Genomic DNA, 21,422 nt, shown 5'->3' with positions numbered 1-21,422 from the left:
ATATTTATCGTATTGTTTTGGTAAAGAATACATATCAAGGACGGTGACTCCCTATGATAAACAAACTTATTCTCGCACCGCAGATAAACGAGGCCGAGCTGCTGCGAACGCTTGCAAGGCATGGGCTCGATACCTTTGGCGTGCGTGTTATGAACGTAAACTCGCTTGCCGAGTATGCGCTGATGAAAAGCGGGCTTACAGCAGGCTATGCGCTTGCTGCCCCGACGGATTCGGCGGCGATGATGTATGAGATAATGAAAGATACGACGTATTACGCAAGCTCGTCGTATGTCGATGCACAGAATTTCTGCCGCACGCTTGAAAGCCTGCGTGGGCTGATAACCGATAACGAGGGGGAGACTATGCGTTCTCTGCTCTCGGGCGGCGAATTTCCGCAGGCAAACAAAGCGTTTTTTGAAGTGTATAATAAGTATATATCACGTCTTGAAAAAGACGGCCTGACAGACAGTATCGGCTATGTGCGCAGGGCTTTGGAAAAGGCTTCGCCTCTTGGCAAGGAAATAATCGTGCTTGATGACTTCCCCGTGTCACTTATCGGAAAAGCGCTTGCGGAAAAGCTCTCGGGCGGTGTTACATATTCATCAATGAAGGCTATGCTCGGACTTGCCGACAAGCCGCTCAGTGATGTGTCATTTATCCGTTCACGGGGTAGTATGAATGAAGCGAAGGACGTTATAAGCAGGATAATAAACAGCAATGCCACCCTTGACAGCTGCGTTATCGTCTGCGCCGATGTTTCTGCCACGCCACTGATGTTTTATGAGCTTTGCGAGCAGTATGGGCTCAAAGTGACTATGGGCTGCGGCCTGCCTGCGAGCCGTTCGTTCCCTGCAGCTCTTTTAAAGGCAATAAAGAAATGGTGTACGAACGGCCTTTACGGAGTGGACGCTTTAAACGGCGTTGTCTTTTCCGATTGGTTTGATACGAATGCGCTTACGGAAACTCTTGGCTGTGACCGCAAGCTGCTTCACAAGGCCGTGGAATGTGCAGGCGGTTTAAGGCTTTCATTCTCGCATGATATCAACGAGCAAAGGATATCTGTACTTGCAGATAATATTGCAGAGGACAGCGAAGAAGCGGCGGTTCTCGCTTTTGCTCAAAAACTCTCGGCCGAGTTTGAAAAGGGCATACCTTATATAATTGACAAATACGCCGTAATCAGAAAAACCATGACACCTTTTGACACAGCTGCAAAGAATATGATATGTCGTGAGCTTGATGTGTTTGACGACACCGACAGCGTTATCGGAATGATACAGTACGTTCTCAAAAAGAACGTTTGCTGCGAAAACAGCGCCGAGGGCTGTCTTCATATAACAGGCATTTCGCAGGCTGCGGCGTGCCTAAGAAAAAATCTGTTTGTAACTGGGCTTACGGCAGATTTCCCGGGAAAGCCGAAGGAGAATTATCTTATCTGCGACAAAGATATGCAGCGCTTTAGTGATGATGCGCCCACATCATTAAAGATACTTGCCGACAAAAAGCGTGCGCTCAAATCGCTTTTAACGCTTGCGGCTTCGGCAGGGTGTGATATCGGGCTTTCATACAGCGGCTATGACACCGCACAGCTAAAGGATAACAACCCCTCGTCTGTGCTGTTTGAGATATTCCGTGAGATAAAAGGCGAGGGTGCATCTGTAAACGAGCTTATGAGTGCTATGGACAGCAGGGGCTATTTCTCAAGTGTGTTCGATAAAACAGAGCTTATTGCGAGCGAGTATTCGCAGGGCATTGATATCGTTCCCGAAAAAGCGGATGACAGTGAGCCTGCCGGCATTGATATGTCAAGAATAAAGATAAGCCCTTCAAAGATAGGCGAATACTTAACCTGCCAAAAGAGGTTTTATTATAATACTGTGCTGGGGCTTAGAAAGAAAAGCCCGATAGATCCGCTCAAAGTTATCGAGCCGTGGGAAATAGGAACGCTGTTTCATGATGAGGTCATGCAGAAGTACGGTTTCATGGGCTTAAGCGAAGATGAGCTTGCTATGAAAGCCCGTGAGGTATGGCAGCGATACATCTTAAAACACCCGCCGATAAAGCTGGCAGAAGCAAATAAGCAGGGCGCTGATTTTAAGAAATGGGCAAGAACAGCCTACAGGTGGTCTGCTGAGTATGAGTCTGTGATGAACGAGGAGAATATCTCGTTTACCCACTCAAAAGGCTTTGAGATAGGCGGCAGGCTCGACAGGCTCGTCAGGCAGAAAAACGGCGTACAGGTGATAGTCGATTTTAAAACGGGCAAGAGCAAGGGGTATAAAGATGATGTTTTTGATGGCTGCACGCAGACTATGGTGTATGCTTACATTTTAGAAAAGAGCCTTGGTATAACTGTCGGCAGGGGTGAATATCACTTTGTCAAGGAAGGAAATCTGATTAGCTGCACATATACTAATGAGATGAGAGAAAAGGTCGGGCAGCTGCTTGAAGATATTGCAGAGTCGATAGAAAACGGCATATTCGAGCGCACCGAGAAGAAGGGCGATTGCAAATACTGTGATTTTAAAGACATTTGCGGGAGGAATGAATGATGAAAAAAGACAACGATCAGCTCGCAAGAGAGTCTATAAAAAATGATATCGGCTGCAATATTCTTGTCTCGGCAGGCGCAGGCTCGGGCAAGACAAGGCAGCTCGTTGAGCGAATGACAGCGGCAGTTGGCGCATGTGTTGACATAAGCCGCTTATGTGCAATAACATTTACAAAAGCGGCGGCAAGGGAGTTTTATATGCGCTTTCAGACCAAGCTGTCGCAGCTTGCTGTAAATGAGCCTGACAGCGTGAAAGCAGAACGCTATCGCAAGGCACTTGACAACATTGACCTGTGCTTTATGGGCACGATAGACTCATTCTCAGAGCTGCTGCTTCGTGAGCACCCGACAGATGCAGGGCTGCCCTCTGATTTTACTGTTAAGGAAGAAGCGGAAATGGGCGACGTTTACGGCATTGCATTATCCCAGATTGCAAAGGGTGACGGAAGGTACAGCGCCGAGCTTTTTAGAAAATATCTTCTTTTTGCAGCTGTAAACAAAGATCCCGACAAGGTTTTTAAAGTTGCCTGCAAAAAGTATTCGCAGCTCAGGCATACAAAGATGATACACACCGAGTATTCGGGCGATATCGAAAAGGACCTTGAAGAAGAAAAACGTCAGCTGATACAGCTTTTACAAAGGATAATTGATCACCCGGAGGTCGCTTACACTTCTGGAAAGATTGGCCCTAAGAATATAAAAAAGCTGGAGACAATAATCACTGTTCTTGAAGAGATAAAGTGCCCGTGGGAGAGTATATTTTCAAGTATAACAGATATTCTTAATAAGGCTGAAAAATACCTCATAACCTGTACGCCCGATGCAATGTGCTGTGAACTTTCGCATTTGTTTATTGAATCGGGTAATCCTAAAAATGCATACAGGCTCATCTTTGAAAAGAGTGACTTTGTAGGCAAGCTGAAAGAATACAAGTATTCTGCAACAATAGACTTTATAGAAGCGGCTATAAAGGAGATAAGTGATGTCAACGTTTCAAACGGCAGGCTCAGCTTTTATGATGCAAAAATGTGCCTGCGTGATATGCTTAAAAAAGATGCTGCAAACGGCGGCAGGCTGATAAGGCATATCAGTGAGCGCCACAGCTATTTTCTTATAGACGAATTTCAGGATACCGACCCGGTGCAGTCGGAGATTTTTTTCTATCTTGCGGCAAAGGAGCCCGATCCTGACTGGACGAAGTGTGTTCCGAGAGACGGCTCGCTGTTTGTGGTGGGCGACCCGAAGCAGTCTATCTACCGTTTCAGAGGGGCAGACACTTCGGCATTCACGGCAGTAAAGGAGCTGTTTGAAAGATCGGGCGGCAGGCTGCTTGGGCTTACAAGGAATTTCCGTACAGTGCCGAAGCTGAAGGAAAAGTTCAATGAGCTGTTTACAAAGCTGCTCCCCGAGGACACGAAGGATCAGAGCAGGTTTGAGGAGATACCCATTGATGCCGATGAAGAAAGAAACGATGACATTTTCTCGGGAATGTATAAATACCATACCGACGAGGAGAGCGATGTTGATGATGTCATAAGGCTGATAAAGGGGCTTGTTGGTGACAAAAACAAGTTTGTTATTGATCGTGACAGCAAAGAAAAGCGAAATATCAGCTATAAGGACTTTATGATAATCGTGCCCTACAAAACCAACATAAACAAATTTATGCACGCTATGAAAGAAGCGGGTATCCCTTTCAGCGCCGAGGGCAGCAATCTGCTCGGCAAATGTCCTGTGCTTGTCGCACTATATCAGGCAGTCACGGCACTTGCACACCCTGATGAGAGCATAGCCGTATTCACGGCGATTAACGGCGGCTGCTTTGGTATCGGTGAGTATGAGCTTTCGTGTGCAAAGCCTGTGTTCTCGCTGCATTCCTTCAATCCCACAGGCGATGAACGGATAGACAAGGCGTTTGCAGCACTTGATGAGCTTTATAAAAAGAAAGATGCATATGCCCCGAGCGTGCTTTGTAGTATCATCATAAAGGAGCTTGGCCTGCTTGAAAAGCTGCCTGCGGATAACCTAGAGAGCCTGTTCTTTGCGCTTGATCTGCTGCGTGATGCAGAAACAAAAGGCGAGATAAGCAGCCTTAACGATGCGGCAGACAAGCTGAAAGAAATGATCTACACAAAGAAGCACGAGCGCACGCTGAGATTTGAAGGTGCAGGTGACCTTGTGAGGATAGCCAATCTTCACAAGGTAAAGGGGCTTGAAGAAAACATAGTTATTCTTGCAGACGGGCTGAAGAGTGAACACGATCCGGAGCAAAGAGTCGAGCGCACAGAGGACGGTTACAACAGCTACATTTTTAATTGCAGCGAGAAAGGAGCATATATACATACAGATTTGTATGGAGATAAAAATGCCGAGGAAAAGCAGGCACTTATCGCCGAGAGTGAAAGGCTTTTATATGTTGCGGCAACAAGAGCTCGCAGTGCTTTGATAGTCGCTGATGCAGAGGGTACAAACAAACCAAACAGATGGCGTTTTCTTGCGGAGAATACCGATGAGGTGATAGATTATCCCGACACAGACACAGTTTCTGTAAAGCATGAGATAAAGGCGTCGGATATCGCAAAGAAAGCCGCCGAACCGTTTAAAGACAGCCCTTCGCTTGAAAAAAGCTACAGAATAGTTCTGCCGAGCAAGATAAAGGCAGAGACAAAGGCTTCAAAAGACACAGGTGCAGACGATACTCCTACGCCCAAGCGCAGGGAAGGAACAGACCCGAGGTTTACGGGAATTCTTGTACACAGGCTTATGGAGAGGATAGTATCAGCACCCACGCTTCCCGAAAAGGAAGATGTCGTTTCGGCGGTGATATATGAGCTTGACGGAAATGACGAATATAAGGCTATACTAAACGGCGTTTACGATAAGCTGAAAAGCGGCGGCTTTGCACAGAAAAACGGTATGCCCGATGATATAATTGCAGAATTGAAAGATGCCGAGAATATCGGCTGCGAAGTGCCTTTTTGCTACAAGGCGCAGAGTGATAACGGCTATGAGCTTGTTGACGGCGTGATAGATCTTATCTACAAAAAGAACGGCAAGTGGTTTATTATCGACTACAAGACAAACTACGAAACCGCCGCCCTTGATGATAAATATGCAGCACAGCTTAGCGCATACAAGGCGGCATTCAATAAGCTGACAGGCGAGACAGCCGAGAGCTATATCTACCATATCGACGTATAATAGTATTTGTTTTGCAGACGATGCACAGGTGATGTGAGTCGTCTGCCTTTTTATGTTATAATTCTATATGTACATAAATATGTACTTGTTCATCTTGTTCATAATTTGTTGACGAAATGCCTTTCTTGATGTGTTATGCTTGACTTACAGAAACAAAAAAAGCAGACTTTGAAAACTGCCGTGTGCAAAATTTCACCCAAAGCGTTTTGTATAATAAAGACAGTAAATAAAGGGCAATACCGCACGACCAACGGCTTACGCCTTTGTATGTCATCTGCTTTCATATTTTCCGTCATATCACCCAAATTCTCCTTGCCGGGCGGTAGCCCGCCTGCGTCAAATTTAGGTAATCTGACAAAAAATATGACTGCGTATCTGACACACAATGGTCGTGTGGTATTGCCCAAGAGAAACAAACCGAAACACAACGAAACGGAGGAAAGAAAAATGATCTGCTATAAGGCAACTTTAAAGCTCGACAAGCCGCTTCCCACAGAGGAAAAAGATAAGTACAGCAGAAATGATTACAGCAAGGAAGCAGTTGAGCGCATCAATGAAGCAATAGACAAGATCAACAGCAAATATGTCGGCAAGAGATGCTGCTTTATCTGCGGTGATACCAGGAATAAGCTTTCCTTTGGAATCGTTGTTTCTGACGGCAGCCGTGCTGAGGATATTATCAGCGGTTTTTCCAAAGATGCAGGTCTGTCAGGCAAGATAGAGTCCGAAGAGATAATGGTAAAGTCGATATGCACCCTTAACAGGTACTCGGGAACCACTTTCAGATTTGATGATGATTATCTTGATGTATTCAGTATGGATGCTTTCAACAGCCACCGCATAACACCAACGGAAAGACTTGCAAAAAGCTACAATTATGCCGATATTAAAAAGGCGGCACAGCTTGGGCTGTATGACGAGAGCTTTATCCCCGAAACAGAACGCATCAGCAAACCGTCTGTAATAGAAAACGCAAAGGGGCACCCTGTTCATTATATCATCAGGGCAAGTGAATCCATGAAGATATGTGACAGGCTTATTGATACTCTTTACAAGGCTAACAGGCTCGGTTCACACCGTTATACTATCCTTAATATGGACTATATAAGAGCAAGCGCTGATTCCGAGGGCGTTTTTGCTGCTGCACAGGGCGGAACTGTTGTAATTGACCTTTCAGATCTTAGCAGAGAAGACAGCGGTGCTGCAATATCGAATGTGCTAAATACGGAAATGTTTGAGCTTATAAAAGACAACAAGCACAGGTCGCTTGTGATATTCACGATGCCAAATGAGCTTGAAAGCAAGGTCGGAATGATAAAAAATGCTCTTCCCGAAATAACATTTGTCGAGATAACCGAGCGTCTTGCCTTTAATAACGATGCAAAGAAACTCCTGCGTTCATACTGCCGCAGAGATAAGGTAAAGGCTGACAAGGAATTGCTCTCGTATGTCACAAAAGACAAGGGTTATTATTCCAAAGACCTTAAAACGCTCTATGACATATGGTATTCAAATGCGCTCAAAACTTCCATTTATCCGCAGTACTCCGATTTCAAGAAAAGCGCCGAGCTTGAAAAGGACGAAAAGCCCAAAGGCAGCGCTTATGACAGATTACAGGAAATGATAGGCCTTGAGAGCGTAAAGAAGATTATTGATCAGGCGATAAACTATTCAAGGCTGCACAAGGCTCTTGCAGACAGGGGAATGCCTAATGCTAAACGTGTTATGCATATGGTATTCACAGGCAACCCGGGTACGGCAAAAACAACTGTTGCAAGGCTTTTTGCACAGATACTCAAAGATAACGGTGTGCTTTCTGTCGGCGAGCTTGTCGAATGCGGCAGAAGTGATCTTGTCGGGCAGTTTGTCGGCTGGACGGCTGTTCAGGTAAAAGCGATGTTCAGAAAAGCCAAAGGCTCGGTGCTTTTTATCGACGAGGCGTATTCTCTTGTTGATCATCACAGGAGCAGTTTTGGCGATGAAGCGATAAACACAATCGTTCAGGAAATGGAAAACCACAGAGAAGATATGGTGGTGATATTTGCAGGCTACCCAAAGGAAATGAAGGAGTTTATCGACAGAAACCCCGGTCTGCGCTCACGAATATCCTTCTATGTCGATTTCCCGAATTACAATACCGATGAGCTTGTTAAGATAACAAAGCTCATCGCAAAAGACAACGGCTATAAGCTGGCAGATGACGTTGACGACTCGCTTGTGCCGATATTTGATAAGGCACTTGAATCTGATGATTTCGGAAACGGGCGTTTTGCAAGAAATTTAGTCGAGCAGGCACAGCTCGCACAGGCAGCAAGGCTATCTATGTGTGAATTTGACAAGCTCACGGGTGATGACATAGTCACTCTGACGGGTGATGATTTTACACAGATAGAAACAGATATTAAAGAAAATAATAGCAAACCTGTTCAGCGCAGGATAGGCTTTGCAGGGTGATAAAAGAAATATCCGCATGAGAAGTTCCCATGCGGATATGTTTTACGGCAATAAAAGCAGATAAAGAATAATGCCGGTGTGTGCCGGCATTACTTTATATGCTGTTTGTGATACTCTATAAATTCCTCGGGTGTGAGCGGTTTTATAGTGCCGGACTCATCAAGCATTATCCGCAGCAATGCCGCCGTGCGTGCCTGAGTGTTCAGGCTCTTTCTGGGGTTGAACTCAATATCGGTAAAATGGTCAAACTGCGATAGCTTTGTTATCTCATCAGCACTCAGCGACTCAATGACCGCACACATATAGATATAGTCATAAAACGCCGTTGTCGGCTGAAGCGGAAAGCTAATGCCGTTGTACAAAAAGCCTGTCAGCCTACGTCCCAAAGAATGAAGCTCGGCGGCTTTGCCTTTTGCCTCCTTCGGGTGGAGTGTGAGCCATTCGGTGTGCGGTGCGTTTGTATCGTCAAACACCTTTGATGACTGGAAAACACATTCAAGCGGATAGTCGTCCAGTTTAAGATTGAAAGCACTAAGCTTTACGCCGAGCGGCTCGGTGCCTTTCGTGCTTATCTCGAGAGGTCTTGCATCGGGCGCGAGTTTTTTGATCGCAGAATGCAGGCTGTTGATCGACTTCTGCTTCTGGCTTATTGCAAAGCCTGCAAACCACTCAAATTTGACTTCACGCTCACACACTATGCTGTTTTTTATATAATATACAGGTCGTTTTGCCATAGTAATTACCTCCGTTTTTACTATTATAACATGGTATATAGATTTGTCAATACTTGTTATTGCAATTATTATAAACCACCCCGTGTGCAAAATCTTGCACCGTCATAGTGCTATTATAATAACAGAAGGAGATGATACAAATGCAACGCTCGGTTTGCTTTACAGGCCACAGAGAGATACCGGAAAACACAGTAACACTTTTCAACAGGCTTTACACCTGCCTTGAAAATCTTATCACAACAGAAAATGCCACCGACTTTTATGCAGGCGGTGCGGTGGGGTTTGATACTATCGCTGCAAAGTGTGTGCTTTCGCTGCGTGAAAAGTATAAGGATATACGCCTGCACCTTGTTCTGCCCTGCCCGAATGACGAGCAGACAAAGGGCTGGTCGGCAGGGGAGAAGTTTGACTTTCGCATAATCCTCCAGCGTGCCGACAGCGTGGAAATAACTTCACCGAGCCGTACCAAAGACTGTATGAAGATACGCAATGCACGCCTTGTCGAGCAGGTCGACAGCTTTTGTGTCTGCTACTATGACAAGACGGTAAAAAGCGGCACGGGGCAGACGGTGGGCTTTGCACAGAAGAAAGGTCTGACGATAATAAACGTATTTGAAACGGAGGAATAACAAAATTGATATTTACAGCTATTTCAATTCAAAAACAGTAGGCGAATACTGTCGCTCGATAGGGCATCAGTTCAACGCATATGAAACGGCGTTTATCATCAACGATTGCAAGCGCATCAGCTTTGAAGAAAAGATAAGCCTCTTTGACGAGATAATGCACACAATGCCCGATGTCACCCACAAAAGACTTGAAAGCTATATGGGAGATGACAGCTTTTTCAGAGCGCTGAGGCACGGCTTTATACACGATAATTATATACACGCCTATCAGTATTATAAAAACGGCGAGAGATATAAAATGGTCTATCAGTTCGGCTTCCATTTGGGCAGTAAGCGTGAATACTTTGAAGACAGCAATATCTACACGACCTATGACCGTGCGCTTGCGGCACTTAAAGAAAGAATAAAAGACTGCGAGCCGGGTGAATATACAGGTTTCAGGATAACCGGAAAACAGCTTGACACAGGCAAGTATATAACAGGCTGCCTGAATGATGATCTTGAAGTAAGCTCGATAGAGCATAACCTTGAAGAGCGTGTGCCGCTATTTGATGAGATATGGGTGTATATCCCCACGCCGTTTAAAAAGGGAGATATTCTTATCCCCTGCGGAACAGAATACCAGTCAGAACCTATGGTGCTTAACAACATATGCTATTGGGATAAGGACGAAAAATGGATAGAAAACAGTAAGGTCAGCTCTGATTCATCGGATATGGTCGCATACGGTTACTGGGTAGATGATGACGGGCATCTTTATGATGAGTGCGTACACGATCTTCATAACCTTGAATATTTTGACGGCGAGCTTTGCATCTGCGAAAAACATACATACCGATACAGAGATCTCCGTTTGCTCAAAGCTGTGAGCGGTCTGCTCAAAGGCGAGATAGATCCGCATATGCTGCTTATCGCAAATGATGCTATACGCAAGGAGAGGGAATACAGAGAGTGCTTCCCCTTCTGGGATTATACCGATGATTGCTACAAAAAGGCAGGTATTGAGGACATTATCGCAAAGCGCCGCCTTTGGAGAGATTATGATATAGAACGATATATCGGGAGGGATAATGAATAAAGAGCTTAAAACAGCACTCGGTGAAGAGTTTCCTTTTATGAAGTATGATGAGAAAAGCGGAAGCCCATACCGCCGCTTTGGCTGTCAGTGCCGGGACGGGTGGTATGAACTGATACACACCCTTTGTGCTGAGATAAAAGACGCTTATACAAGCCGGGGCCTGCCTGTTGATATAATAGTATTGCAGGTAAAGGAGAAGTTTGCAAAACTGCGGTTTTACTACACCTTTGAGGGCGAGCCGCAGAGGGTGTCGGCAATAGACTTTTTAGGTTCATGCACTCTGCGCCTGTCGCCCGATGATAAAGATCTGCCCGAAGATGTAAAAGATCTGCGTGCAGAGATAAAAGAGTGTGTGCGTAAATACGAGGAAAAAAGTGCTCATATCTGCGAGTACTGCGGAAAAGAGGGAAGTCTCAGAAAGCTCAGAGGCGGGCGCTGGCTGAAAACGCTTTGCGACAAATGCTGTGAGGTGATAGAATGAGCTGGAAAAGAAGCCGTGAAACAAGGCGCAGGCTAAAAAAGCTCAGCCGTGAAACATCGGGCATAATAAAAGGTACATGGTATGATGACAGGAATGACAGATATGTGAGGACATATTATGCCCCGAAGGACAAGAGGTTACTGCGTATGACAGCAAACCGCAAGGTGCGCCGCACCGAGAATGTTTCAAGCGGCGGTGGTTACAGGAAGATATATGACTACCGGTGGAAGTTATACTGATGAGGTTTTCAGGAGATAAATGATAAGGACAGAAAAAAGTAGGGAGATATAGCTATGAATAGAAATAATGTATCAGACAGGATAGTTTCAATAAAAGATGCGGTCGATAAGCTGTACATCAAAGGACAAATGGATAACTATATAGTAACAGGCATTGATTCTCTGGACAGGATACTGGGAGATATGAAAAAAGGCAGCCTTATCCTTTTAGGTGCAAGACCGCAGACGGGAATGACACAGTTTTCGCTGAATATTGCGTATAATACAGCAAAGGTGACAGGCAAGAAGACTTTGTTCATACCTTATGAGCACAGCAAAGAGCAGATAGCTGCGAGAACTATTTGGATGTTATCGGGTATTTCTGATACACTCTCAGATGTTCCGCTGCTCATATATGATGATCATGATAGTTATATTGGCAGACCTTTTGAACGTATCATCGAAGATGCAGAAGAAATAGAGAATCTTGGAATGATAGTGGTGGATTTTATTCAGTTGATGCCTGATTATTGCCTGCCTTTACAGGAGTCATTCGAAAAGATAATATGTTTACTGAAAGAAACTGCAGAAAAACTAAATGTAACTGTAATATTGAATTATCTGTTGCCGTCTATAAATGATTACGGAATTGTTGGTGGCAGAGATGATACAATATCGGATATGGTCTCAGGTTGTGGATTTGACAAGGCAGATGCTGAAATAATACTAAGTAAGGTATCGGAATATCAGGATAAGTATGATGATAAGATCCCGCTAAAATGCCGTATCAGAGTACACAAAAGAGAACCATATAGGTTTATGATAGGATGCAAAGACGGAAGGTTCTATGAGCTGTAAAAAACAAGGAGAGAATATGATCTACATTACAGGTGATACACACGGCGGAATTGATATGCAAAAGCTCACACGAAAAGAGCTTAAACGCTTGCATATCTCTCTGTCCGAAGAAGACATTGTTATCATCACAGGTGATTTCGGTTTTCCTTTCGCGCCTGATGATATAAAGGAGTATGAAAATGGCGCTAAAAGCGAGTACACCACATATATGAAGTGGTTTGCCGAGCGCCCGTACAAGGTGCTGTTTGTTGACGGCAATCACGATAATCACGACTGGTGGAGCAGACAGCCTGTTACTCAAATGTATGGCGGCAGAGTGCAGATTCACCCTCACGCACAGAATGTAATACACCTTATGCGTGGAGAAATATATGAGATAGAAAGCAGGAGCTTTTTTACCTTCGGCGGTGCGGCAAGTGTTGACAAGAAATACCGTACCGAGGGTTACAGCTGGTGGAGCGGAGAAGAACCGACATATGCCGAAACTGAACTTGCTCTTGAAAACCTTGAACGTGCAGGCTGGCAGGTGGACTATATTATTACTCATACTCTGCCTCAGAGCATTATAACGCAGATACCGAGATTTGCAAATAAAATATGGCCATGCCGCACAGCCCGGTTCCTTGATACTGTGCTTGATAAGGTGAAGTTTGACAAGTGGTTCTGCGGACATTTTCATATTGATATGGTAGTCCCTGAAAGAAGGATGGCGGCACTCTATAATACAGTTCATTCTATAAATGAATTTGACATCATATTGAGCGGTGAAAAGAGTATATTCAGCGTTCGTGGCAGATAGGCCATGTGCAAGATTTTGCACATGGCCTGATATATAATAAAGGTACAGAACAAGGAGAAAACAACACAGAGCATAAGGAGAATTGATTATGAGAGATATCGTTTTATGGTCAAAAGAAAAGATACACAGTGTTGAAGCAGAACCTGTATTTCGCAGAAATGATACGATAATCTATTTTTATGGCTCTGATGAATCTCCTGTTGATCTTCGTAATGCCTGTGCCGAGTATCTATGTGTACAATGTGACAATATCGGATATGATGAGATATGTGAGCGTTATGGAACTATATACAGTTATTTTGAAGAATCTGATGCTGTTGCAGATATGGTCATAAAAGCATTTGCCGAAGGACGAGAGGTCATTTTTACCGCAGATGATATTGGTGCCTCCTGTGCGGCAGCAGTGATTGAGTTTTTTACAGGCGGCGGACTAAGTTTCTATTCACAAACTCTGAATAGAAAATATGCGTTAAATATGATTGTTTTTGAAAAACTCTATTGTGATCTGTGTTGTATGAAAGTGCTTTGTGATGATATAGATATAGACAGTCTGAGGACAGGCAGAGCAAGATTTGATAAACAGCAGAATATATCAAGAATATATGCTCTTATGCACAAAGAGTATCTGCATTTGCTGTCTGAAGAAGGAGATACAGCTTTTCCTGAAGATTATGATCTGAAAAATGAGGTTTTTGGATTTTTCAGTGTCACCAAAGACAAGGTGTGGCATCTGTATAACGGCGTTCTTTTTGCAGATGTCCTTAAAGACTTTTTGGATAAATACAGTAAAGAGGATATAGAGTATTTCGGCGCTATGTTCTGGAACGATACAAACGAATACGGTGTAAGATTCTTTGACACAGAATGTGGAGATTCTTTTACCGGTGAACACCTTATGGGCTATTTTCTGATGATAAAGGATAAATATAAAACGATAGAGGATGATATTGTCGATTGAAAGGGGATAGATAAATGCTCTTCAAAGGCCTATTCTGGCAGATCTCTCCCGATATCGGCGACCTTGTAACAGTCAGTTTCCCGTCCGATGCAAACGGCGTGCTTTATAATACCGCAATTATCTCAAAGGACATTAATCATAAGCGCATCTGGGCAACGCTTGACAGCAGCATAACGGGCGGCCACCCGTATAATTACTACCCGAGAGGGCGAGTTGAGCTGCGGCACGGCAGGGCGATAATTTTCTGCTCGCCGTATATCTGCACAGACAAGCTCAAAGCTGCAGTGACGGCGCAGTTCGGGCTGACGGCAGACAACGGGATAACCGATGTGACACTAAAAGCGGACGGCTCTGCGCATTATCAATGTGCGCTTGATACAGGAGAATGATATGAAGATATTTATAGGTGGTTCAAAGACAATAAAAGAGCTTTCCCCATGCATGACAAAGGAGCTTGACCGTGTGTGCAGAGAGGGGTATGAAGTGCTTGTGGGCGACTGCGGCGGTGTTGACAGGCTAGTGCAGGAGTATCTGCACGAGCAAGGCTATACAAATGTTACGGTATATGTTAGCGGCGATAGGGTGAGAAACAATGTTGGTACATACCCTGTCAGGCACATCAATGCAGAGGGCATGAGCGGATTTGAGTTTTACAGGCAGAAGGATATCGCTATGGCAAATGATGCAGACTGTGCGCTGATGTTCTGGAACGGAAAGAGCAAGGGTACACGCTGTAATACAGAGGATATGGAAAGACAGGGAAAGCCTGTTGCAGTCATAGTAACACAGGATAAGGAGAAAAGCATGACTGATTTTGATTTTTTATCTTTTATCGACTCAAAGGCGATAAGGGCTCACATCAGATATACAGGCTATGAATTCACCCCTGCCGAGCAGGCGGTGCTGATAGCAAACAGCTATAATAAGACGGTCGATGAAAAGCTCTCAGCGCTTGAATATCTCTATGATAAATACACCGACAAAGATTTCGGAGAAGAAAAGGTCGGTATGTTTTACGGCGAGTCGAAAATGACATTCCGTCAGAAGCTCAGGTGCTATATCGACGGAATGAACAGATCACTTGCTTTAAAGCTGTCGGCGCAGAGATATATCTTCATTGCCGCAGTGTGCGAGGAAGGCTATGATTATTCCGATTGTGAGAAAATCTATTTCTCATCTTATCAGCAGGCGTTTGAGTATCTGAAAGCTCAGAAAGAGTATTACACCGATGATATCCCCGACTGCAGATGCGAGTACAGGATAACAGTTAAGCCCGAGGGCAAGAGATATGGTTATGACCATACATATGACAACGAGTTTCGCCTTGTGAGTGCCGATGCAGTTTTGCCTATCGATGACGAGCAGCCCGAGCTTGACATATCGCAATACTATGTATGGCTGCCTTTGCCTTTTAAAAAGGGCGACCTTGTCAGGATACGTTATGTCGATGCCTGGTGCTTTAAGAAGGAATACGCAGTCTTTTCGTGGGAGGCTGATGAAAAAAACGCACGCTTTTTGCTAATGCGTGAAAAGCACCGCAGGCAGGGCGACTATACGGATATGTTCTACCCGTTAGATTATTTCATAGAAGAAAAAGATTCAACGGTTGGCGGAACGTTTACTTACGACCATTATTATCCGCTTGATCTTGACTACCCCGAAATAGGCGAGCTTGATAAGGTAAACTGCGGCACAAAATACCTTGCAATGGCGCTTGATGATAACAGCGGTTACAGCCTGAAAGAACTGCTAAGTGACTATTCGTGTGGATATTTCAGGTGCAGAGATCTCGACAAAGCAGATGATTATCTGCGAAAAAAGATAGGAGAACAAAATGGATTATGATTTTCTTTCATTTATTGATTCAAAGGCGATAAGACGACATCTCAGATCAATCGGATATGAGTTTACCCCGGCTGAGCAGGCGGTGATCATAACAAGAAGCAAGGGTAAAACGCCCGAAGAAAAGATAGCCGCTCTTGAATATCTATTTAATACCTATGCAGATGATGAGTTCGGCGAAGAAATAGCAGGCGTTCCCTGGAAATGTACGGAAAATTCATTCCGGCAAAAGCTCAGAGCTTATATCGACTATATGAAGAAGTCACTCGCACTCAGAGATTTATCACAGGGCTATGTTTTTATAAAAACGATAAATGATGAAGACGATGATTTAGGCTGCCCGAACAAATACTTCCCTACATACAGAGATGCTTTTGAGGATATAAAAAAGGATAAGAAATTCTATGCACCTGATCAGTTCTGCGAGTTTATAATATCGGCAGTTCCGTTAGTACCAAGCGGGTGTATTTGGGGCTATGACCATATATATGACAAGAACCTACGCCTTATCAGTGCTGAGCCTGTGATAGAAGATGATAAACTGCGCTATGAGCTAAATATTTCGGGATATTTTGTGTGGATACCGCTGCCATTTAAAAAAGGTGATCTTGTAAAGGTGACCTGCCGTGAAGGGCAGAAGGTGCAAACAGAATACGGTGTGTTTACCGAGCCCGATGACGAAAATTTCAAAGAATTCAAGGATAAGCGTGAGCAGTACCGCCAAAAAGGTTACCGTTACAGTATGCTCTATCCGATAGAGAGCTTTTCTGAGGAAGATGCGGAGATAACAGGCGGTTATCTTAGCAGCGGCGATTACGAGCCTCTTGACATTGACTACCCTGAAATAAGTGAGCTTGGTGATGTGACTTACGGCACGAAATATCTTGCCATGGCGCTTGATGATGACAGCGATTACACTATGAAGGATCTGCTTTATGACTATTCGTGGGGTAATATAAAGAACAGAGATTGCTATGTAGATGCGGATAAGTATCAGCGTTTAAAGATAGCTGAACTTGATGAATTATGGCATACACATCATACTTTTTTCAGATGATAGCTTGTGTATATAATAACGAAAGGTCAGGTGCAGCAAATGAATCCCTGCAAAGTCACAATAATGAACCGTAAAAATGCTGAAGCGTATCTCTCACAAGTTAACGACGAGCTTACGGCAATGGTCTCGATATACGGCACAGATGAAGAAGCTATATCAGACGGAGTGTTTGGAAACAACGTTGTTGAGATACTGCGTGTATGTTTTGATGATGTTGACTGTGATGAGGGCAGTGAAAACGGCAGACGCTGTATATCTCACAGACAAGGCCTTGAGATAGCGCAGTTTGTTAAGCGTGTCAAGGATAAGGTCACACGCATGATCGTTCATTGCGGTGCAGGAATGTCTCGCTCGGCAGGCTGTGCTGCGGCAATAATGTATTATTTGTATTGCTCTGATGAGGATATTTTTTCAAATGCACTATATAAACCGAATATGAAGGTCTATCGTACTGTGCTCAATGCGCTGAACGACTATTATACAGATAAATAATCGTTGACACTAAACCACAGGTATAATTGACATACCCGCTAAACTATGCTAACATAAATAAAAATGACCTGAAAGGAGTGGCGGCAGAATGTTGCTCACTATAACATATACCGGACACAACACGCAGGAGCTTGGCTTCCTGCTGCATAAAAACCCCGAGCGTGCACAGCGGTTTGAGCTTAACTACGGGCAGGCGTATGTCTTCTACCCCGAGGTAAGCGATGAGAAAACTACCGCCGCTCTGCTGCTCGACATCGACCCTATCGACCTTGCAAGAGGTAAAGTCGGCAGTAAGGACGGCGGCCTTTTTGATTATGTTAACGACCGCCCTTATGCCTCGACTTCGTTTATGAGCACGGCTATTGCAAGGGTATTTGGTACGGCTATGAGCGGCAGGTGCGATAAGCGCCCCGAGCTTGCCGACACACCGCTGCTGCTTACCGCCTGCATATATTCTCTTAAAGACAACGGCGATACCGAGCTTGCCAGACAGATATTCGAGCCGCTTGGCTATGAGGTAAAGGCCGAACGCCGCAAGCTCGATGACAAGTTCCCTGAATGGGGCATATCGCCGTATATCGACCTGACGATAAGCGGTACTGTCAGGCTCTCTGAACTGCTCAATCACATCTTTGTGCTGATACCTGTTTTTGATAAGCAGAAGCATTATTACATACAGGAAGAGGAGATAAAAAAGCTGCTCTCTCACGGCGAGGGCTGGCTTGGCACTCACCCGCAGAAGCAGAAGATAGTAAACAGATATTTCTATGCAAAACGCAGCTTTGCACGCAGAGCGATAGGCAAGCTAAATGATGATATCCCCGAGGCAGAAGATGAAGACACAGAGCCTGCACCTGAAAAGGAAAAGAAAGAGTTTACCCCTCTTAACACACTGCGTATGGAGGCGGTGAAGAATGCCGTGCATGACAGCGGTGCAAAGAGCGTTATCGACCTCGGCTGCGGCGAGTGTAAACTCACATCAATGCTGCTCACCGAGCGGCAGATAACCAAAGTCACCGCCTGCGATGTTTCGATAGGCACACTTGAAAAGGCATCGCAGCGTATGCACCTTGACAGAATGTCGCCATACCTGCGTGATAAGCTCACACTTATGCAGGCATCGCTTACATATCGTGATGAGCGCTTCTCGGGGTATGACTGCGCCTGCATAATCGAAGTCATAGAGCATATCGAGCCTATGAGATTACCTGCGCTTGAGCGTTCGGTGTTCGGCTTTGCCAACCCAAGAACAGTAATAGTCACTACACCGAATATAGAATACAACGCAAACTATGAGTATATGAAAGAAAATACTCTCCGCCACACCGACCACCGTTTTGAGTGGACAAGGGCGGAGTTCAGAGAATGGACAGAGCACGTCTGCAAGGAATACGGCTATACCTGCGAGATAAGCGGCATAGGCGATATAGACGAAGCTCTCGGCACACCGACACAGATGGGGGTGTTTACTAAGAATGGATAAGTTCAGAATAGAGATACCCGAGTTCTGCCTTGTGGCACTTGTAGGCGGCAGTTCATCGGGCAAAACGACCTTTGCACACAAGCACTTCAAGCCGACAGAGGTGCTTTCGTCAGACTTTTTCAGAGGAATGGTCTGCGATGACGAAAACAGCCAGTCGGCCTCGGCAGATGCTTTTGATCTGCTCTATTATGCGGCAAATAAACGCCTTGACAATATGAAGCTGACTGTCATTGATGCGACTAATATCCATAGGACGGCAAGAGAGAAGATTCTCTCACTTGCAAAGGAGCAGAATGTTCACACGGCGGCGATAATACTCAACCTCCCCGAAAGTGTTTTGCAGGAGAGGAACAAACAGCGTCCCGACAGAGGTTTCCCGCAGCGTGTTATACGCCAGCACGTTGTAAATACAAAGCGCAGCATCAGGGATATAAAGCGTGAGGGCTTCAGGTTTGTGTATGTCATCAATTCGCTCGAACAGCTTGAAAACACAGAGATAGTCCGCACCAGGCTCTGGAACGACAAAAAGGACGAGCATGGACCTTTCGATATCATAGGTGATATCCACGGCTGCTGCACCGAGCTTGAAATGCTGCTTGACAAGCTGGGTTATGTCAAGACAGACGGCATCTACACTCACCCCGAGGGCAGAAAGGCGGCTTTCTTGGGCGACCTCTGCGACAGGGGTGACCGCAATGCAGACGTACTGCGCCTTGTTATGGATATGGTAAAGTCGGGGAATGCTATTGCAGTACCCGGCAACCACGATGTTAAGCTGTTAAAATATCTGAGGGGCAAAAAGATACAGCGTTCGCACGGTATCGAAAACACGATAGCCGAGATAGATGCCTGCGGTGATGAGTTCAGGGCAGAGGTGATCTCATTTATCGACGGTCTTGTAAGCCATTATGTGCTTGATGACGGAAACCTTGTTATCGCACACGCTGGGCTCAGAGTGGACTATATCGGCAGGGGCTCGGCGAGGGTAAGAGAGTTCTGCTTGTACGGCGAAACAACAGGCGAGCGTGACGAATACGGTATGCCTGTGAGAATCGACTGGGCATCTGATTACAGAGGGCGGGCATCAGTTGTTTTCGGGCATATCGCAGGGCGTGAGGTAAGAGAGCAGAACAACACCTACTGCATTGACACGGGCTGCGTTTTCGGCGGCAAGCTAACAGCTATGCGCTGGCCTGAGAAAGAGTTTGTTAGCATTCCTGCGCTCAAACAATACTACGAGCCGGTAAAGCCCCTTGATACGCCTATCGACACCGAAATGGGCGATATGCTCACGGTGGGGAATTTCAATAAAAAGATACACATCGAAACAGAGCTTATGCCGGCGATAGATATCCACGAGAACAACTCTGCGGCGGCTTTGGAGATAATGTCACGCTTTGCGGCTGATCCGCATTGGTTGATTTATCTGCCGCCCACAATGTCGCCCTGCGAGACGAGCGAGCTTGACGGTTATCTTGAACACCCCCTGCAAGCGTTTGAGTATTACAGAAAAGGCGGTGTAAAAAAGGTCGTCTGCGAGCAGAAACACATGGGCTCGAGAGCGGTCATAGTTCTTTGTAGAGATGCTCAGACGGCACAGAGAAGATTCGTCATAACAGACGGCACAAGGGGAATTATCTACACCCGAACAGGCAGGCGCTTTTTTGAAAACAGCGGCACCGAAACTGCTCTGCTCGACAGGCTCGACAAGGTGCTTACTGAAAGCAACTTCTGGGGCGACTTTGCGACCGACTGGGTGTGCCTTGACACCGAGCTTATGCCCTGGTCGGAAAAGGCGCAGGGGCTTATCCGCACGCAGTATGCACCCACGGGAAATGCTGCGGCAGGCTCGCTTTCGGCGGCAGTAGCGGCGCTTGAAAAGGTATGCGCAATACACAAGCTGCCCGTAAATCCCGAGAGCACTAAACACGGCGGCGACTTTGATCCTGCCGCCCTGCTTGAAAGCTGCAAGACCAAGCAGCAGGACATAGGCAGATACATTGATGCTTACCGTGAATACTGCTGGACGGTAAAAAGCGTTGACGACTACCGCATTGCCCCCTTCCACATTTTAGCGACCGAGGGCAAGGTGTGGTCTGACACCACCCACGAATGGCATATGACAAGCATCAGAAAATACATAGCAAACGGCAGCGATGCCGTGTTTATGGCAACGCCCTATATCACCGTTGACACAGAGGACGAGCGCAGCATCGCCGCAGGCGTTGAGTGGTGGGATGCCCTCACCCGAAACGGCGGCGAGGGCATGGTCGTCAAGCCCGAGACATACATCGCAAGGCATAACGCCAGGCTCTTGCAGCCTGCCGTAAAGTGCAGGGGGCGTGAGTATCTGCGCATAATCTACGGCGCAGAGTATCTTGAGCCCGGGCATCTCAAACGGCTCAAGGTGCGCTCACTCAGCCGCAAGCGTTCGCTGGCGCTAAAGGAGTTCTCGCTCGGTTTAGAGTCGCTTTACAGATTTGTCGGCGGCGAGCCGCTTTACAGGGTACATGAGTGCGCGTTCGGCGTGCTCGCATTCGAGAGCGAGCCGGTGGATCCGAGATTGTGACATGGGAGATATATGATA

The 21,422-nt window shown here is 45.7% G+C and carries 17 protein-coding genes; 16 read left to right on the top strand and 1 reads right to left on the bottom strand.

Features of this window, described 5'->3' with window-relative positions:
- Nucleotides 1-53 precede the first annotated feature (53 nt).
- The 3 genes from CD05_RS0109115 to CD05_RS19690 all read left to right on the top strand — a co-directional run bounded on the left by CD05_RS0109115 (nt 54) and on the right by CD05_RS19690 (nt 8,206).
- Nucleotides 54-2,552, top strand: coding sequence for a PD-(D/E)XK nuclease family protein (locus tag CD05_RS0109115; RefSeq protein WP_028510251.1), 2,499 nt, complete (start codon nt 54-56; stop codon nt 2,550-2,552).
- Complete coding sequence (locus CD05_RS0109110; protein WP_084262148.1) at nt 2,549-5,752, top strand: UvrD-helicase domain-containing protein; 3,204 nt, start codon at nt 2,549-2,551, stop codon at nt 5,750-5,752. The genes CD05_RS0109115 and CD05_RS0109110 overlap by 4 nt, the downstream gene beginning before the upstream one ends.
- Nucleotides 5,753-6,199: 447 nt before the next feature.
- On the top strand, nt 6,200-8,206 hold the full coding sequence (locus CD05_RS19690) for an AAA family ATPase (protein ID WP_051588907.1): 2,007 nt from the start codon (nt 6,200-6,202) through the stop codon (nt 8,204-8,206).
- Between the two features lie 89 nt (nt 8,207-8,295).
- Here the strand turns inward: CD05_RS19690 and CD05_RS18065 are convergent, their stop codons facing one another.
- A complete protein-coding gene (locus CD05_RS18065; protein ID WP_037322920.1) occupies nt 8,296-8,940 on the bottom strand; it encodes a hypothetical protein in 645 nt (214 codons plus the stop codon).
- Between the two features lie 140 nt (nt 8,941-9,080).
- On the opposite strand from CD05_RS18065, the gene CD05_RS0109090 reads away from it, so the two are divergent.
- From CD05_RS0109090 to CD05_RS0109030, 13 genes are all read left to right on the top strand, one after another.
- Nucleotides 9,081-9,569, top strand: coding sequence for an SLOG family protein (locus tag CD05_RS0109090; protein ID WP_037322918.1), 489 nt, complete (start codon nt 9,081-9,083; stop codon nt 9,567-9,569).
- Nucleotides 9,553-10,647, top strand: coding sequence for a hypothetical protein (locus CD05_RS0109085; RefSeq protein WP_028510247.1), 1,095 nt, complete (start codon nt 9,553-9,555; stop codon nt 10,645-10,647). The genes CD05_RS0109090 and CD05_RS0109085 overlap by 17 nt, the downstream gene beginning before the upstream one ends.
- A complete protein-coding gene (locus tag CD05_RS18060) occupies nt 10,640-11,128 on the top strand; it encodes a hypothetical protein (protein ID WP_051588906.1) in 489 nt (162 codons plus the stop codon). Before CD05_RS0109085 ends, CD05_RS18060 begins: the two co-directional genes overlap by 8 nt.
- Nucleotides 11,125-11,367 carry a hypothetical protein gene (locus CD05_RS0109075; protein WP_028510246.1) on the top strand — a complete coding sequence of 81 codons (243 nt, stop codon included), beginning with the start codon at nt 11,125-11,127 and terminating at the stop codon, nt 11,365-11,367. Before CD05_RS18060 ends, CD05_RS0109075 begins: the two co-directional genes overlap by 4 nt.
- A 54-nt stretch (nt 11,368-11,421) precedes the next feature.
- Entirely contained in the window at nt 11,422-12,204 is a 783-nt protein-coding gene (locus CD05_RS0109070) for a DnaB-like helicase C-terminal domain-containing protein (RefSeq protein WP_028510245.1), read from the top strand.
- Nucleotides 12,194-13,003, top strand: a complete 810-nt coding sequence (locus CD05_RS18055) for a metallophosphoesterase (protein ID WP_084262146.1) — start codon at nt 12,194-12,196, stop codon at nt 13,001-13,003. Before CD05_RS0109070 ends, CD05_RS18055 begins: the two co-directional genes overlap by 11 nt.
- Before the next feature lie 88 nt (nt 13,004-13,091).
- Nucleotides 13,092-13,961: a hypothetical protein gene (locus CD05_RS0109060; RefSeq protein ID WP_028510244.1), complete on the top strand. Its 870-nt coding sequence runs from the start codon at nt 13,092-13,094 to the stop codon at nt 13,959-13,961.
- A 14-nt stretch (nt 13,962-13,975) separates the two neighbouring features.
- Nucleotides 13,976-14,350, top strand: a complete 375-nt coding sequence (locus CD05_RS0109055) for a hypothetical protein (RefSeq protein ID WP_028510243.1) — start codon at nt 13,976-13,978, stop codon at nt 14,348-14,350.
- A 1-nt stretch (nt 14,351) separates the two neighbouring features.
- Nucleotides 14,352-15,806 (top strand): hypothetical protein, encoded by a 1,455-nt coding sequence (locus CD05_RS19685; RefSeq protein WP_051588904.1) that lies wholly within the window; start codon nt 14,352-14,354, stop codon nt 15,804-15,806.
- Entirely contained in the window at nt 15,796-16,860 is a 1,065-nt protein-coding gene (locus tag CD05_RS0109045) for a hypothetical protein (protein WP_028510242.1), read from the top strand. Before CD05_RS19685 ends, CD05_RS0109045 begins: the two co-directional genes overlap by 11 nt.
- A gap of 39 nt (nt 16,861-16,899) precedes the next feature.
- Entirely contained in the window at nt 16,900-17,352 is a 453-nt protein-coding gene (locus CD05_RS19680; protein ID WP_028510241.1) for a dual specificity protein phosphatase family protein, read from the top strand.
- A gap of 88 nt (nt 17,353-17,440) precedes the next feature.
- Nucleotides 17,441-18,835, top strand: a complete 1,395-nt coding sequence (locus CD05_RS0109035) for a 3' terminal RNA ribose 2'-O-methyltransferase Hen1 (RefSeq protein ID WP_028510240.1) — start codon at nt 17,441-17,443, stop codon at nt 18,833-18,835.
- Entirely contained in the window at nt 18,828-21,404 is a 2,577-nt protein-coding gene (locus CD05_RS0109030) for a polynucleotide kinase-phosphatase (RefSeq protein ID WP_028510239.1), read from the top strand. The genes CD05_RS0109035 and CD05_RS0109030 overlap by 8 nt, the downstream gene beginning before the upstream one ends.
- Nucleotides 21,405-21,422 lie beyond the last annotated feature (18 nt).

The sequence above is a fragment of the Ruminococcus sp. NK3A76 genome (assembly GCF_000686125.1).
Lineage (GTDB): Bacteria > Bacillota > Clostridia > Oscillospirales > Ruminococcaceae > NK3A76.
The sequence above is the reverse complement of the archived record's forward strand: the minus strand, read 5'-3'. Positions and strand labels throughout refer to the sequence as shown.